Annotated in this window: 17 protein-coding genes and 1 pseudogene; 11 read left to right on the top strand and 7 right to left on the bottom strand. The window is 45.5% G+C overall.

The window, feature by feature from the left end; all coding sequences use genetic code 11:
* Window positions 1-155: 155 nt before the first annotated feature.
* Window positions 156-779 carry a LysE family translocator gene (locus NYE37_RS07910; RefSeq protein WP_198248767.1) on the bottom strand — a complete coding sequence of 208 codons (624 nt, stop codon included), beginning with the start codon at window positions 777-779 and terminating at the stop codon, window positions 156-158.
* An 86-nt stretch (window positions 780-865) separates the two neighbouring features.
* A complete protein-coding gene (erm, locus tag NYE37_RS07905; protein WP_049720121.1) occupies window positions 866-1,669 on the bottom strand; it encodes a 23S ribosomal RNA methyltransferase Erm in 804 nt (267 codons plus the stop codon).
* A 510-nt stretch (window positions 1,670-2,179) separates the two neighbouring features.
* Here erm and NYE37_RS07900 point away from each other — a divergent pair.
* Window positions 2,180-2,632, top strand: coding sequence for a hypothetical protein (locus tag NYE37_RS07900; RefSeq protein WP_340712059.1), 453 nt, complete (start codon window positions 2,180-2,182; stop codon window positions 2,630-2,632).
* An 81-nt stretch (window positions 2,633-2,713) separates the two neighbouring features.
* Here NYE37_RS07900 and NYE37_RS07895 read toward each other — a convergent pair.
* Window positions 2,714-2,875, bottom strand: a pseudogene (locus tag NYE37_RS07895) (DUF4083 family protein); the annotation flags it as partial.
* 219 nt (window positions 2,876-3,094) lie between these two features.
* The gene (locus NYE37_RS07890) at window positions 3,095-3,268 is read right to left on the bottom strand and encodes a hypothetical protein (protein WP_340711902.1); all 174 of its coding nucleotides are present in this window, start codon (window positions 3,266-3,268) and stop codon (window positions 3,095-3,097) included.
* A gap of 61 nt (window positions 3,269-3,329) precedes the next feature.
* Between NYE37_RS07890 and NYE37_RS07885 the strand changes: the two genes are divergently transcribed.
* The 7 genes from NYE37_RS07885 to NYE37_RS07855 all read left to right on the top strand — a co-directional run bounded on the left by NYE37_RS07885 (window position 3,330) and on the right by NYE37_RS07855 (window position 7,897).
* Window positions 3,330-3,911 (top strand): ABC transporter ATP-binding protein, encoded by a 582-nt coding sequence (locus NYE37_RS07885; protein WP_340711901.1) that lies wholly within the window; start codon window positions 3,330-3,332, stop codon window positions 3,909-3,911.
* A gap of 14 nt (window positions 3,912-3,925) precedes the next feature.
* On the top strand, window positions 3,926-4,243 hold the full coding sequence (locus NYE37_RS07880; protein ID WP_304650729.1) for a hypothetical protein: 318 nt from the start codon (window positions 3,926-3,928) through the stop codon (window positions 4,241-4,243).
* A 2-nt stretch (window positions 4,244-4,245) separates the two neighbouring features.
* Window positions 4,246-4,800 carry an ABC transporter permease gene (locus tag NYE37_RS07875; RefSeq protein WP_198241393.1) on the top strand — a complete coding sequence of 185 codons (555 nt, stop codon included), beginning with the start codon at window positions 4,246-4,248 and terminating at the stop codon, window positions 4,798-4,800.
* A gap of 229 nt (window positions 4,801-5,029) precedes the next feature.
* Window positions 5,030-5,755: an ABC transporter permease gene (locus NYE37_RS07870; RefSeq protein WP_198241394.1), complete on the top strand. Its 726-nt coding sequence runs from the start codon at window positions 5,030-5,032 to the stop codon at window positions 5,753-5,755.
* 229 nt (window positions 5,756-5,984) lie between these two features.
* Window positions 5,985-6,368 carry a GntR family transcriptional regulator gene (locus NYE37_RS07865; RefSeq protein WP_037995954.1) on the top strand — a complete coding sequence of 128 codons (384 nt, stop codon included), beginning with the start codon at window positions 5,985-5,987 and terminating at the stop codon, window positions 6,366-6,368.
* Complete coding sequence (locus NYE37_RS07860) at window positions 6,358-7,257, top strand: ATP-binding cassette domain-containing protein (RefSeq protein WP_236533575.1); 900 nt, start codon at window positions 6,358-6,360, stop codon at window positions 7,255-7,257. Before NYE37_RS07865 ends, NYE37_RS07860 begins: the two co-directional genes overlap by 11 nt.
* Complete coding sequence (locus tag NYE37_RS07855; protein WP_198241396.1) at window positions 7,232-7,897, top strand: hypothetical protein; 666 nt, start codon at window positions 7,232-7,234, stop codon at window positions 7,895-7,897. The genes NYE37_RS07860 and NYE37_RS07855 overlap by 26 nt, the downstream gene beginning before the upstream one ends.
* Window positions 7,898-7,947: 50 nt before the next feature.
* On the opposite strand, the gene NYE37_RS07850 is transcribed toward NYE37_RS07855, so the two are convergent.
* The gene (locus tag NYE37_RS07850; RefSeq protein ID WP_037995961.1) at window positions 7,948-8,175 is read right to left on the bottom strand and encodes a hypothetical protein; all 228 of its coding nucleotides are present in this window, start codon (window positions 8,173-8,175) and stop codon (window positions 7,948-7,950) included.
* 399 nt (window positions 8,176-8,574) lie between these two features.
* Between NYE37_RS07850 and NYE37_RS07845 the strand changes: the two genes are divergently transcribed.
* Both NYE37_RS07845 and NYE37_RS07840 read left to right on the top strand, forming a co-directional pair.
* Window positions 8,575-10,071 carry a carboxylesterase/lipase family protein gene (locus NYE37_RS07845; protein ID WP_198241397.1) on the top strand — a complete coding sequence of 499 codons (1,497 nt, stop codon included), beginning with the start codon at window positions 8,575-8,577 and terminating at the stop codon, window positions 10,069-10,071.
* 269 nt (window positions 10,072-10,340) lie between these two features.
* Window positions 10,341-10,661 carry a transcriptional regulator gene (locus tag NYE37_RS07840; RefSeq protein WP_037995972.1) on the top strand — a complete coding sequence of 107 codons (321 nt, stop codon included), beginning with the start codon at window positions 10,341-10,343 and terminating at the stop codon, window positions 10,659-10,661.
* Window positions 10,662-11,160: 499 nt separating this feature from the next.
* Here NYE37_RS07840 and NYE37_RS07835 read toward each other — a convergent pair whose 3' ends face one another.
* Both NYE37_RS07835 and NYE37_RS07830 read right to left on the bottom strand, forming a co-directional pair.
* Complete coding sequence (locus NYE37_RS07835) at window positions 11,161-12,030, bottom strand: GNAT family N-acetyltransferase (RefSeq protein WP_340711900.1); 870 nt, start codon at window positions 12,028-12,030, stop codon at window positions 11,161-11,163.
* A 54-nt stretch (window positions 12,031-12,084) separates the two neighbouring features.
* Window positions 12,085-12,462: a hypothetical protein gene (locus NYE37_RS07830; RefSeq protein WP_340711899.1), complete on the bottom strand. Its 378-nt coding sequence runs from the start codon at window positions 12,460-12,462 to the stop codon at window positions 12,085-12,087.
* Between the two features lie 116 nt (window positions 12,463-12,578).
* Here NYE37_RS07830 and NYE37_RS07825 point away from each other — a divergent pair, with 116 nt between their 5' ends.
* Window positions 12,579-13,610 carry a DUF2332 domain-containing protein gene (locus NYE37_RS07825; RefSeq protein WP_340712049.1) on the top strand — a complete coding sequence of 344 codons (1,032 nt, stop codon included), beginning with the start codon at window positions 12,579-12,581 and terminating at the stop codon, window positions 13,608-13,610.
* Window positions 13,611-13,619 lie beyond the last annotated feature (9 nt).

The following is a 13,619-nucleotide window of genomic DNA, read 5'->3' as shown; positions in this document are numbered from 1 at the left end:
GCAGGTGCTCGAAAAGCGGCGTTGAACCTCAACCGTGTCAAGGGTTCCCGACAATGCAGTCAGAGTATCTACACCCCATTCAGAGGATTAAAACAAAAACCCTCTCCGGTATTGGAGAGGGTTTTTCATCATTGCCCCGGCAGATCGGGAATTGATCATTTTTCCATAAACACCAGGCGAAGACCTAAAATTGTATAAATGGCAGCTTCGATCCAATGAACGCTCCGGGAACGGATGAAGGGTTGCAAAAATTTTTCCCCCAACGCACCGGCTCCCACCGAGACCAGGCTGAAGATAGTTAATGCCTGAAAGATAAACAACATTCCGAGCCCGATGAATTGAAGAGTGACGGATCCTGCGTGAGGGGAAACAAATTGCGGCAAAAAAGCCAAAAAGAATATGGATACTTTGGGATTGAGCAAGTTCATCCAGATCCCCCGCTTATACAAGGCAAAAGCGTTTTGTTTGGAGAGGTTTTGCTTCACGGGTCCGGTGCCGGAGCTTTTCAACGCTTGCCATGCCAAAAAAAGCAGATAAGCCGCGCCGAAATACTTGAGAATTTGAAATGCCAGCGCCGAATGATAAATGACAGCGGAAATTCCAACGGCCACGGCGGCCGTATGCCCCAACAAACCGGTGCACAAGCCGAGCGCTGTCATGATTCCCCCTTTTTTTCCTTGCACCATGCTTTGCGTTGCCACAAAAAGAATATCCGGTCCCGGCATGAGAGTGAGTGCAACAGAAGCCAGCAGAAAATAGAGAACATTGGTCATGTCCATGAGCAGGCGTACTTCCTTTCCATGAAAAATCGCTTTTCATTATATTAAAAAATCCCCCTGTTTTTCAGGAGGATTTTTTAGTTGGGCTATTTCAGCCAGCGGTACGGCGGGACATGCCGGACCATGGTATGGAAAGCCACGGCCCACTCTGTGTCGCTTAACCGTCCGACCGGCGTATTCCGGCTCTTCTTCAACGTTTTCACAAGATGCGTGATTTGCGGTGCCGTGAAAATCCCTCTGAAAACCTCACCGACCGGCAACTCCGGATGCTTCAGGGCATATGACGCCAGTTTAAAAAACAAAGTGCGAAACCGGACGGGAATCAAGGGAGGGGCTTTTCTCTTGATAAACAAAACGGCCGAATCCACCTTGGGAGGCGGTGCAAAATGATACCGGGCGATGGTCCTTCCCATCGTTAAATCAAAATACATCCGCCAAGCCAGAATGCGCGGGTTCGTGGAAGGCTGGCTTGTGAAGCGTTTGGCCGCCCCTTTTTCCATCACCAGCAAACCGTTTTGAAACGGATTTTCAGGCCGGTCCATCAATCTTTTCAATATCGGGGTGGTGATGGAATATGGGATATTGGATACCACCGAATACGGTTTATCGGGCAAGTTCACTTCCAAAAAATCCTTTTCAATCACCCTGACATTCCTGTGTGGTTTCATTTCTTCCCGCAAAATCTTTGCAAAAGAAAGATCGTTTTCAATGGCGATGACCTTTTTGGCTTTTTGCGCCAGATGAACGGTCAAAGCTCCTTTGCCTGCACCGATTTCCACCACCTGATCCTCCGGGCCGACTCCGGACATCTCCACAATGCCCGCTGCCAGCCGTTTTCTTTTCATTAAATGTTGTCCCGGAAAATTTTTTCTTAACTTCTTTTTACTCATATTATCTCACCTTCCGCATTCTGCCCGGTGCAAAGCAAATGCGGAGATGAGCCTTTTTTTCAGGCGCACGAAGACACACCAAGCCTGTGGTTCCGGCTTGGCGGGATGTCGGCAATGAAAGCAAAAAAAGGGAGGGGATTCCCCTCCCTTTTTTATCTATTCATATGCACAGGTTTTACCTGAAAAAGGGCAGACTGATCCCGATTCACTCTGCACAAGGCAGGGCTTTGAACTTTTTAAAATCAGTTGTTCAAAGCTTGGAATCGAAGTCTGCATGATTGCATTTCAGGTAAATCCTCCTTCGTTCTTGATGGAATAACACGGTAAAGTCTAACATGGATGTTTGTTTTCATCAACCTTAAAAAGTTCATTTCCCCCTTCCTTCCGCCTGAAACTTTTCGGTTGATCCTGTCCATTGGTGCGAAAGGTGAGATGGATTCGCGAAATGGATATTATAAAATTAAGTTGGGGACATTTGTTCCTCAAATGAACCATAAAGGAAGTGAAAAAGTGAAACGGATTTCTTTAATCGGAAAGGGTTTGTTCTGCTTTTTGCTGGGCTTGGCCATTGCCGGAACAACCGGTTTTTCTTCCCTTCCGTCAGCAGCGGAAGATCAGCCGGCAACCTCGGAACAGTGCCCGAAAGCGGAGGATTTGATCCAACCGGATGAAAACGCGGAAAAAGAAATCCGCGATGTCCTTCCGCAATTGATTCAAGAAACCTATGGCGACGATTCCCGTTACCAAAATTATGAGGTCAAACGAATCCTTACCCTCAAGGCTCCCGAATCTTCCCCCTACTCCGGCATCGCCGAACAACAATGCGGAAAAGAAGTTGCCGGAAAATCCCTGCTGGTGGAACTGTTCTTCCCGGAGTTCCTCCCCAGCGCCAGCTTGTCGCAAGGACAAGTTTTCATGGCCAAAACGAATGAGGGATGGAAAGTCTGGTATCGCTATCATTAATACTGAAACCGCCCTTAGACAAACCGTCCAAGGGCGGTTTTCTTCCGGTTGCTCCTTTGGTTCATCATTCTTTTTCTCCAAATGACAGAGGATCTGATCCAATTTCTGATTGATCTGGCGAGTCATTACCACCATTTGTTTCAAGCTGCTCACGATGGTGTAAACAAACTTTGCAAACGATACGAAAAATAAAATAACCAAACCAATGAGCACCAAATTGTAAATCAAATTAAAGATGTTCATATCCAGTAATCCCCTCTGAAAAATCAACGACATGAATAAATTCTGTTTGAAATTCTTCATTTCCTCTCATGCACATATAAATATAAATATATTATGAATATTTTTAATATCGTGTTTGTTAATTATCCAAAAAGGGTAATCCTTCTCTGCTGATTGTAAAGTGGTGTCATTTTATGAAAGCATCGCAGAAAACGCAAAAGCCCTATGTTCCATATTTATTCAAAACTTAGCAGATAACCTTGTATCATTTTGGGATTTTGGTGTACCGGCGGTTAAACTCATGACTGGATTGGCAAACGGAGGTAATCCTCTGACCATTGCATAAACGGCCAAGCCAGGAATAAGTTGTTGGATAATTGAATACCCTGGTAAATCTGAATGTTCAAAATCCAAAGCCGTTCTATCCAAAGTTCCTTATCTCGTTTTGACAATCTGTTAGCTTAAGGAGGATCCCATGAAAGACATGGTGTTACAAACTGAAAATCTATCCAAATCTTATCGCGGCCGGACAGTTGTAAACCGGCTAAATATACAAATTGAAAAAGGACAAATTTACTGTTTTTTGGGCCCGAATGGCGCCGGGAAAACAACAACCATTCGCATGATTTTGGGACTTACCCGCCCGACGGAGGGAACGGTCCGGATTTTCGGGAAAGAAATTCACAAACATCGCATTTCCATACTGAGCCGGGTAGGCTGTTTGGTGGAAACCCCCAGCTACTATGGACATTTAAATGGTTACGAAAATTTGGATATCGCCCGCCGGATGCTTAAAGTTCCTCCGTCACGGATTGACGAAGTGCTGAAAATGGTTCATTTGGAAGATGCAAAACATAAAAAAGCCAAAGATTATTCGCTCGGTATGAAACAACGGCTGGGAATCGCCATGGCTCTTCTGAATCAACCGGACTTTCTCATTCTGGATGAACCGACAAACGGTCTGGATCCATCCGGAATACAAGAAATCCGGGAATTGATCAAACAACTTCCGCAGATGTTTAATGTGACCGTATTCGTGTCCAGCCATTTTTGTTGAGTGAAGTGGAACAAATGGCTTCCCATGTTGGTATTATTCATCAAGGCCGGCTTTTGTTTCAGGGATCACTTGCGGACTTGAAAAAACAAAACCAAAAACAGATTAAAATGAAGACAGACCGGTTGGACGAAGCGGGAAAATTGCTGAAGCAACATCACTATTCCATTTCGCGGGATCATGATTTTATTTATATCGACTCCCTGCCGCCGGAAAAAATTAATTCATTACAAAGATTACTTATCGACCATCACTTTATCATTTATCACTTCCAAGAAGAAGAAAACTCGCTGGAACAAATGTTTTTTCAGATTTTGGAGAATGGAGATCATTGATCATGAATTCATCTGTTATCAACGAATGGATTAAAATCCGCCGTAGCCGGGTCATTTGGCTTTTCATTTTTGTTCCTGTTGTGACCTGTTTTCTCCTCACACTTGCCCTTGGGTACTATTTGCAAAAAGGCCACTCTCCAGAACAGGGTTGGGGATTGATCTTGTCACTTACCAGCCGATACTTATGGCAAATCATCGCTTTCACTGTTCCTGTCTTCATTGCCTACATCGTCAACATGGAACAGTTTTCGAATATGTGGAAGTTTCTTTTTGCCATGCCTTTGGCGAAATGGAAAATCTATGTTGCCAAATTCTTCTGGGGATTCGCCACCACCTTGGTTATGGGTCTTTTGTTTGTTTTTGGCATATACATCATGGCTGAATTGCACGATGTTGAACACCTTGTCACCATCGACCAATTGTTTTCTTATGTGTATGCCCCTTTTCTTCTGGCCATCCCCTTTGTGGCTTTTCAATTATGCGTATCTGGCCAGCAAGAACCAATCTGTGCCAATTTCATTTGGAATCGCCTCAATTATTCTTGCCCCTGTTTTTAAAGGATGGGGTTGGTGGACACCGTGGGGATTTTGGTCTACGTTCCTCCCCTCTCCGCCTTTGTCGGTTCAGGCTTTGTCCCCTGGGGAAACGAGTGCATTGCTTAACTGGGAAATCCTCTTGTTATCTGTTTTGTTTGGCGCCATCTGGCTGTTGATCGGAATTACTGTGTTTTACCGAAAAGAATTTGATTAATCGACTGAAAGGGAGATATGATTGGGGAATTTATTAATGGTTGAATGGATGAAAATACGGAAAACAAATATTTGGCGGTTGATTCTGGTTCTTCCATTGGTTCCGATTGCCTATGGGATCTTCATTTATGCCCGGTTTGTCTCCGAAAATTATCAAGCGACCAATAATTGGCTGATGGCTTGGGGAATGGCGAACTACTTTTATCCAACCATCTTTTTTCCAATCCTTTCCGTATTATTGGCAGCCAATCTGTGTAAGGTGGAGCATGAAGGACATAATTGGATTAGAGCTTTAACTTGTCCTGTTTCTTGGAAACAACTGTATTTATCCAAGTATCTGTGGCTTGTCCTCTTATTGGGATTGGCTCAGGTAATTGCCTTGTCGGAGTTTGCCGTTATCGGGGAATTCGCCCGGTTGAATCATCCGTTTCCATGGACCTTGCTGATTCAATGCCTGGTTCTCGGATGGATAGGGATTTTGCCGTTGGCCGCATTTCATTTGGCAGTATGCGCATATTGGAGCAACTATGTACAATCAGTCATTCTCAATATTTTACTCATCCTTCCGGTTTTTTTGATCATCGGTTCAAAAAAATACACTTGGTTGGGTTATGTTTACCCTTGGGCTCTCCCGGCGGTCGGAACGAACCAAATATTGCTCCGTTCTTTTCACATTCAAGTATTGATCATTGTTCTCATGTGGCTGATTCTGTTTTTGATTGGCGGAATCTCACTCTTTATCAAACAAAAATCCAATCATTAAAAACCGGTTTAAAACCCATGGGCCATTTCTTTGGTTTATGGGTTTATTTCTTGGTTTTTGGAACGTTTTCTTGTACCGGTCCCCCCCTTTTCCATCAGGCTTTTTTCGATCCTCATCCAAAATCAGCCACAAAACCTGTTGACCGGATTCTTAATTGCTGTTACACTTATACACACAAGTATATAACTGTTTAACGAGGTTAGTATGGAAGTAAAGGTGGTGATACGAATTGAGCCGGAAGCTGGACAGCCGCAAACCGATCTTCCTGCAAATCCGGGAAAAAATCGAGGACATGATTGTCAACGAACAGCTGAAGGAAGACGAACAAGCTCCTTCCACCACGCAACTGGTCAACTTTTATAAGATCAATCACGCCACGGTCTCCAAAGGCGTCAATCAACTGGTTGAGGAAGGAATTCTTTATAAAAAAAGGGGCATCGGCATGTTTGTGGCCAAGGGGGCCAGAGAAAAACTGATCCAAAAACGAAAAAAGGCTTTTGTGGATGAATTTGTCGTCCCTTTGGTGCAAGAAGCCCACAAACTGGGGATTACGGAAAGTGAAGTGTTTGCACTGATCAAAAAAGAAAGGGAAGGGATGAAGAATGAATTATAAAGTGGAATTTGACAATGTATCGTTGAGATACAAAGACTTTGAGGCGCTCAAAAATGTTTCCTTCCGATTGGAAAGCGGAAAGATTTATGGTTTGCTCGGCCGGAACGGAGCCGGAAAAACCTCCCTCCTTTCTCTCTTGTCGTCTTTTCGTCTTCCGACGGAAGGATCGATCCGGATTGGTGGGGAACCGCCGTTTGAAAACCCGAATATCATGCCTCATGTTGCGTTGGTTTACGAAAAAGATTACAAGGAAGAGCGGAAAAAAGTTTCCACCTTCATTCAGAATGCAGCCAAGTTCCGCCCGTTCTTTGATATGGATTATGCACTCCGGCTGGTTGAGAAATTCCAACTTCCTTTAAACAAAGAAGTCAGGAAACTTTCAAGAGGGATGAAATCGGCGATGAATGTGACCATCGGACTGGCCAGCCGGGCGCCCGTCACCATTTTCGACGAGGCTTATCTGGGCATGGATGCTCCGACCCGGGAATTGTTTTATAAAGAATTGTTGAAAGACCAAGCCAAACATCCCCGGATCATGATTTTATCCACCCACTTGGTGTCTGAAATGGATTATTTGTTTGAAGAAGTGCTGATTCTCGATCGGGGCAAACTGTTGCTGCACGAAGACTATGAAACCTTGATTTCCAAGGGGCTCACTGTCACGGGGGATGCCAAGACGGTTGATGAATTTACCAAAGGCCGGAAGATTTTGAATGAAGAGCAGCTCGGAAATACAAAATCGGTGATTGTGTTCGGGGATTTCCATGAAGTTCTCCGGTTGGAAGCCGAAAAACAAGGATTGGAAACCGGGACCTGCTCCCTGCAAGATCTGTTTATTCATTTAACAGGCAAGGAGGATGCATATGAAACCAACAGCCGTATTTCCTAAAGTGGCCAAAGACATGTACTTGGAACAAATGAAATGGACGGTTTGGTATCTGGTTTTTGCGTTGGTTATCCACATCGTACATCTTTATTCCAGTTATTTTACAATCGGTGATGATACCGCGGTGAAAGGGATTTTGGTGCATCTTTTTCCATCGGCAAAGGTTTATATGATCATAATCGCAATTATTTCCGTCAACGGATTCCTGTCTTATTATGTCGGACAGGGAGTCACCCGGAGAGATTTTTGGGCCGGTTCGATGATTGCCGCGCTCGGGCTGACGGTTACGATCGCTTTCTTCGCCGTGATTCTCACTTATTTGGAATACGGGATTTTGGAGATGTTCCAGCTGTCCCATTTGCTGTCTGACGAGTTTTTGAACGGAAACGGGTGGCTGGTGATTCAATATCTGCTTAATATCTTTTTCTATTACTTGGCAGGCTACCTGATCGCAGTCGGTTTTTACCGGTTCCACTGGATCGCCGGAATCGGATTTATTGCCTTTTTCCTTCTTTCTGTTTCAGCACTGGAATGGAGCGAAAAATATTCGCTTGGGCTGAATGTATTGAGTTCTGTGGCGGTCATTGTCCTCTTTCTCACCTTATTGCGCCAGTTAACAAAGAACATCGCCGTGAAGTTGTAAATGAATCCGGGAGACTCAGGTCCGCATGTTGCCTGAGTCTCTTTGCCTTTTCATGACGTCTGGGATTCATCCCTTCTTTGCTTTGCCAAGCGTTTTTTTTGAATCCAAACCAGCAATTTAAGGATCAGGAACAACAGAAAGATGGCTCCTGATACGAGAATAATGGCTCCTAAGATGATGGACACAACCTTCCAAAAACCAAAAAAGTTCGCGGCCCGCACAATGATGAGCACGATGGCAAAAGGAATGAGAAAGCCGATGACATCCTTCCCTTTCACTAATCCCTCTTCCTCCTTTTTTTGTTGGAATATCGTTCAGGTTAACGGGCTTGTCTCTCAGTGTCAATAAGGTGTGAATAACAACATCCCAAACAAAATTCAGCACGAAAAATAAAGAGGAACAGATTTCAAACGGACAACTGGTTCAACATCTTATACGTGTCGCCATACGGATGATAAAACACATTCATGCTGGATCTTTCCTGTGTGTTTTAAATCTTCAACCGCCGGTTCACAGACAGAATGGTCCGGCTGGATCTTGTGATCGCTGCATGGATATCTGGGATCCGGTGCAACAGGTCGCATCAAGGGAACCTCAAAACACTTGAATTTGACAACCTCTCCTTAATCATTTACGATTTAAATGAAAATTAAAATAAATTAAAAAGAGTGATTCAAATGAATACTTTGGTGGAAACCCGTTTGGGAAAAGTGCAAGGCGGGACAGACGGAGAGGTTTGTTTTTGGAAAGGGGTTCCTTATGCGAAACCCCCGGTGGGAAAACGCCGCTTTCAAAAGCCGGAACCACTGGAGAAATGGGATGGTGTTTGGGATGCCACCCGATTCCGTTCCATGGTGATGCAGCCGTCCGGCACCACCTTCAGCACCGTGCTTGGGGAAGCGGATCACCCGGTGAGTGAAGACGGGCTTTATCTGAATATCTGGTCGCCTGCGGCCGACGGAAAAAAGCGGCCCGTTCTCTTCTGGATCCATGGCGGCGCCTATCAGTTCGGGTCCGGCTCTTCCCCCTGGTATGACGGGGCGGAGTTTGCCAAAAACGGAGATGTGGTGGTTGTCACGATCAATTACCGGTTGAACGTGTTTGGATTTTTGCACTTGGGGGATTGGTTCGGTGACGAATTTGCAGCATCGGGCAACTTGGGAATTTTGGATCAAGTGGCTGCGCTGCGTTGGGTGAAAGAAAACATTTCCGCTTTTGGCGGCGACCCGGAACAAATCACCATCTTTGGCGAATCGGCCGGAGCCGGAAGTGTCGGGGTTCTGCTTTCCCTCCCGGAAACCAAAGGGCTGTTTCAACGGGCAATCTTGCAAAGCGGTTCGGGTGCCATTTTGCTCCGTTCCCCTCAGACCGCTTTGGACATCGCCGATCGCATTCTTACGAAAGCCGGCATTCGCAAAGGAGATCGCGACCGGTTGTTATCCATCCCGGCCGGTGAACTTCTTGAAGCCGCACAATCCGCGCATCCGGGAATGATTTTTGGTCCTGTTGTGGACGGAACCGTTTTGAAAACCCATCCGATTAAAGCGTTGGATAACGGAGCAGCCGGCGACATCCCGATCATCATCGGGGTTACCAAAGATGAATACAATTTATTTACACTGACCGATCCTTCTTGGACAACAGCAGGAAAAGAAGAACTGATGGACCGGATCGAACAGGAAATCGGGCCGGTTCCGGAAAAAGTCTTTCCATATTACTTATCTTCCGGCGATCCATCGCAACCGGAATGGCAAAAGCTGTTGCGTGCCATGACCTACCACATCTTTACCCGGGGCATGTTAAAAACGGCTGACGCCCAAATCAGGCAAGGCGGGAAGGTTTGGGTTTACCGTTTTGATTACGAAACCCCGCTCTTTGACGGCCGGTTAAAAGCATGTCACGCACTGGAAATCCCCTTTGTTTTTCACAACCTGCATCAGCCGGGAGCCGATGTTTTTACTGGCACACATCCGAAGCGGGAGCAAATTTCCCGGCAAATGCATGAAGCATGGATTGCTTTTGCGCGGACAGGGGATCCGAACGGTAACCATCTCCCCGATACGTGGTTGCCCTTTGCAGAAAAAGACCGGCCGGTCATGGTGTTTGACATCGAAACCAGAATGGAAAAACATTTGTTTGACCGCGAGCAGGAACTGTGGGAATCAAAGGCTTGAGTCCATGACTCAAGCCTTTTTCAGACTTCACGCATGTGTTCGGATTGCCTTATTCAAATTACGGTCCGGCCAATTTGGAATTAATCATCAGAGAAGAATTTCACGACTTGATCACCTTGATGATCTCCAAAAATCAATTACATGAATATTGCTCTTGAAATACAGAGGCGCCGGTGGCTTTATCATCACAGGCGTCTTTCTTTTCAAATATTGGTTTGTAGTTTATAATGCAAACTAGTTAATCATACATATGGAGTGTGGTTCCATTGATGCCCTTTAAGGAAATGGCAAAACTGAATAAATTAATCCATGAACCGGCCCGCCTTGCCATTATGAGTGCGCTGGACGCCTGTACGATGGCTGAATTTTTGTTTTTGCAAGAATTGACCGGCTTGACAAAAGGAAACCTTTCTTCTCATTTATCCAAATTGGAAAAGGCCGAATATATCCAAATTCAAAAACAATTCGTACGCAAAAAAATCCCGCACACCACCATACGAATCACACATGAAGGCCGGGCTGCGCTTCGTAATTATTGGGAACAACTGGATCGCATCCGCGAGGTGACTAAAAAATGGAACAAAAGTTAAGAAACGGATTCCTCCGGCCGCTTCCCCTCTGTTTTTCAGAGGGTTTTTTCTTCCTTAAAATCCCAACATAAAGAGAGCGATTCTAAGGCCTCTTACAGCCTTTTGACCCTCTTTTCGACCCGTTTATCTCCAAATGAAATAAACCGCCCTTAAATCGAAAATCAGAAGGCCGTTTTTTTCTGAAACGAAATTTTTGATTCCATTTATTGGAATGTATTTTTCTCCATCCGGCTGCTTATCTCCCGAATATTTTGTTTGTTCTGATTAACAAGAATATTTATGGCGCGAAACAGCCGCAGGTTTCCTTCTCCTCCCTCTTGATCCACTCTATTTATGCCTTCTACAGGGTTACAAAACAATTCTTTTGTAACTATATAAAGATAAAATGCCGAAACCCCTTGATTTACAAGGGGTTTGGCGATCGGATATTTCCCACACATTTTTCCGTCTGTCTGAGAGTCAAATGGTCGTCTCACCAAGTTAACTTGTTAATGAGATATCAATCTGCTGCTATTTTCTTCACCATATGGACGTTATTCAAAAACATGTGAAATCCTTCCTCCTCCAGCAAGCCCGTCACCATTTTCTTCTTTGCGGGGCAGTATAAAAACTGGTATCGGGATGCTTCCGCGGAAGCCATCACATGTCGCAACAACTGACGGGCCAGTTCTTCCGCTTCAGGATGCTCCGGGGCTGTCTCCAATTGCAACAAAGTCAAATCTTGCACTCGTCCTAGGTCATCGGTTGTCCGCCTCACCAACGCATATCCGGCTTCCTTTCCGGAAGAATCGGAAATGATCCATGCTTCATCTCCTTGAAACCAATGGGTTTGCCACGGAGCCGGATCGGGATAAAAAGAAAAAGCGGCAACGGTTGCCGGATGGGCGCTGCGGATGTTGTATCCGGGAGCCGCTGGTTGTTTCCGGCTGAAGTTTTCTGTCTGGTAAATGAACAAGGAATCATCGATGTCATACCCGTATTGCTGATATAACCGGATGGCCGGCTTGTTTTCGGCGATCGCTTCCAGTGTTGCCAGTTGCACATGTTCCCGTTGATACATCTCCACCAATGCTTCCATCAGCCGGCTCCCAACTCCTTTTCGTCTCCATCCGGGAAGAACGGCGGTCCCTCCGTTCCAAGCGACTTTTTTTCCTTTGATCTCCCCGATAGCCGTGAACACAAAACCGACCGGCCGGCCATCGGCCCAAGCCACCAGGGAATGGGCCGGCGAAATTTTTTCCCGGACCATCCTGTTCATTAACCGGTCAAAAGTGAAATTCATGTTCACAAAGTAATCCGCAAAGGCTTCGTTCCACAATTGCAACGTTTGTTCCCACGTGCACCTGCTCAATGGATGAATCGTAACCATGGCGCTTCCTTTCTTTTTGTTTGATATCATATCGGTGTAAAACGTTTGCGGGGATTAAAACGCGGATTCCTGAAGGACTTCCTCTTCTTCGGAAATGCCTTGTTTTTTAAATTGCAACCGGCACCAAAAAGCCGACTTGGCATAATCCCAAAGATACCGGCTGAATTCCCCGTTTGGATGTAAATAGTTCCACACCTCAGGGAAATATTTCTTTATATCAGATAAAATCTCCTTTTCCTTCTGACTCATCACATGCAAGTTATGCCGGTATTTCAAACCCAGGGTTGTCAGGCAGTCCGTCACCTCCACCGGGACTTTCCGCCAGATTTGTTTCCACTCTTCATAAGGTTCCATAAAATAATGAACATTCAGATCTCCGTCGTTGTAGATATCATAGAGCAAATGCCCCGGAATCGTCTCTCGGTTTTTCATTCTGTCCCCTGCCTTTTCCATGGAATAAATCGGAACCCCTTTATAGTATTAGGAAACACTTGGCAGATTCCCTTTATTTTCAAGATGATTTTTTGCGAAAGAAGGTGCGCACGGAAATGAAAAGAGAAGCGTTATCTGTTTTGTTTCGGAATTTTGCCTTGATAGAATGTCACCTCTCCAGTCCGCTCTATCAACAGTTGTCATTAAAAATCGCCCAAGACGATGAACTTCTCGCTTTGGCATCCCATGCCCGGCGTGGACAACCCGTTCCCAATCTCCTGTTCGGGGCGGTCCATTATCTGTTGTTAAAAGGGAAAGACCATCCCCTGAAAAATTACTATCCGGATCTGGTGAAATCCCCGCGGGAAGCAGACGAGGCCTTTCCTGCCTTTCGCGACTTTTGCCTTATGTTCAAGGACGAAATTATCCCCGTTCTCCGGGAAAAAAGGGTGCAAACCAATGAAACCGGGCGTTGTGCTTATCTTTATCCCGCCTTTTGCTTGATTTACAACCGGGTGAAAAAGCCCCTTTCCCTGATTGAAATCGGAACCAGTGCTGGATTGCAACTGTTATGGGATCATTACCGTTATTCATATGGAGGAAGTCAAACTTACGGGCATCCGTCTTCTCCCCTCCGGATTGAATCGGAAATCCGGGGAACCCGGCAACCCTTCTTGCTCCCGGACAGTCCCCCTGTCGCTTTCCGGGCGGGCGTCGACTTAAATATCATGGATTTAACGGATCAAGAAGATTTTTTATGGATGCGATCCCTCATCTGGCCGGAACACCAAAAACGGGTCAGACTTTTTGAAAAAGCCGCACAGCAATTAAAAAAACACCCCCTCCGACTGATTGAAGGCGACGGGGTTGAAATGCTTCCCAGGTTAGCCCGTCAGGTACCGGAAGATACAGCCCTCTGCATCTTTCACACCCATGTCGCCAACCAAATGCCGGATCAAACGAAGCAAAAGCTGAGGGATCAGATCGGGGAGTTGTGGAGAACCCAAACCATTTTTCATTTATACAACAATATGGAGGACCGGGATGTTCTTCATTTGGAGACATATAGTAATGGGAGAAAAAAACATGAGGTTTTGGCCAAAACGGAGGGACATGGCCGTTGGTTCGCATGGAAATCCCCGGAATGAAAAAAACGG

Origin of the sequence: Thermoactinomyces sp. FSL K6-2592 (assembly GCF_038006465.1) — a bacterium.
Lineage (GTDB): Bacteria > Bacillota > Bacilli > Thermoactinomycetales > Thermoactinomycetaceae > Thermoactinomyces > Thermoactinomyces vulgaris.
Note: the sequence above shows the minus strand (reverse complement) of the source record. Positions and strands in the feature narration are given on the sequence as shown.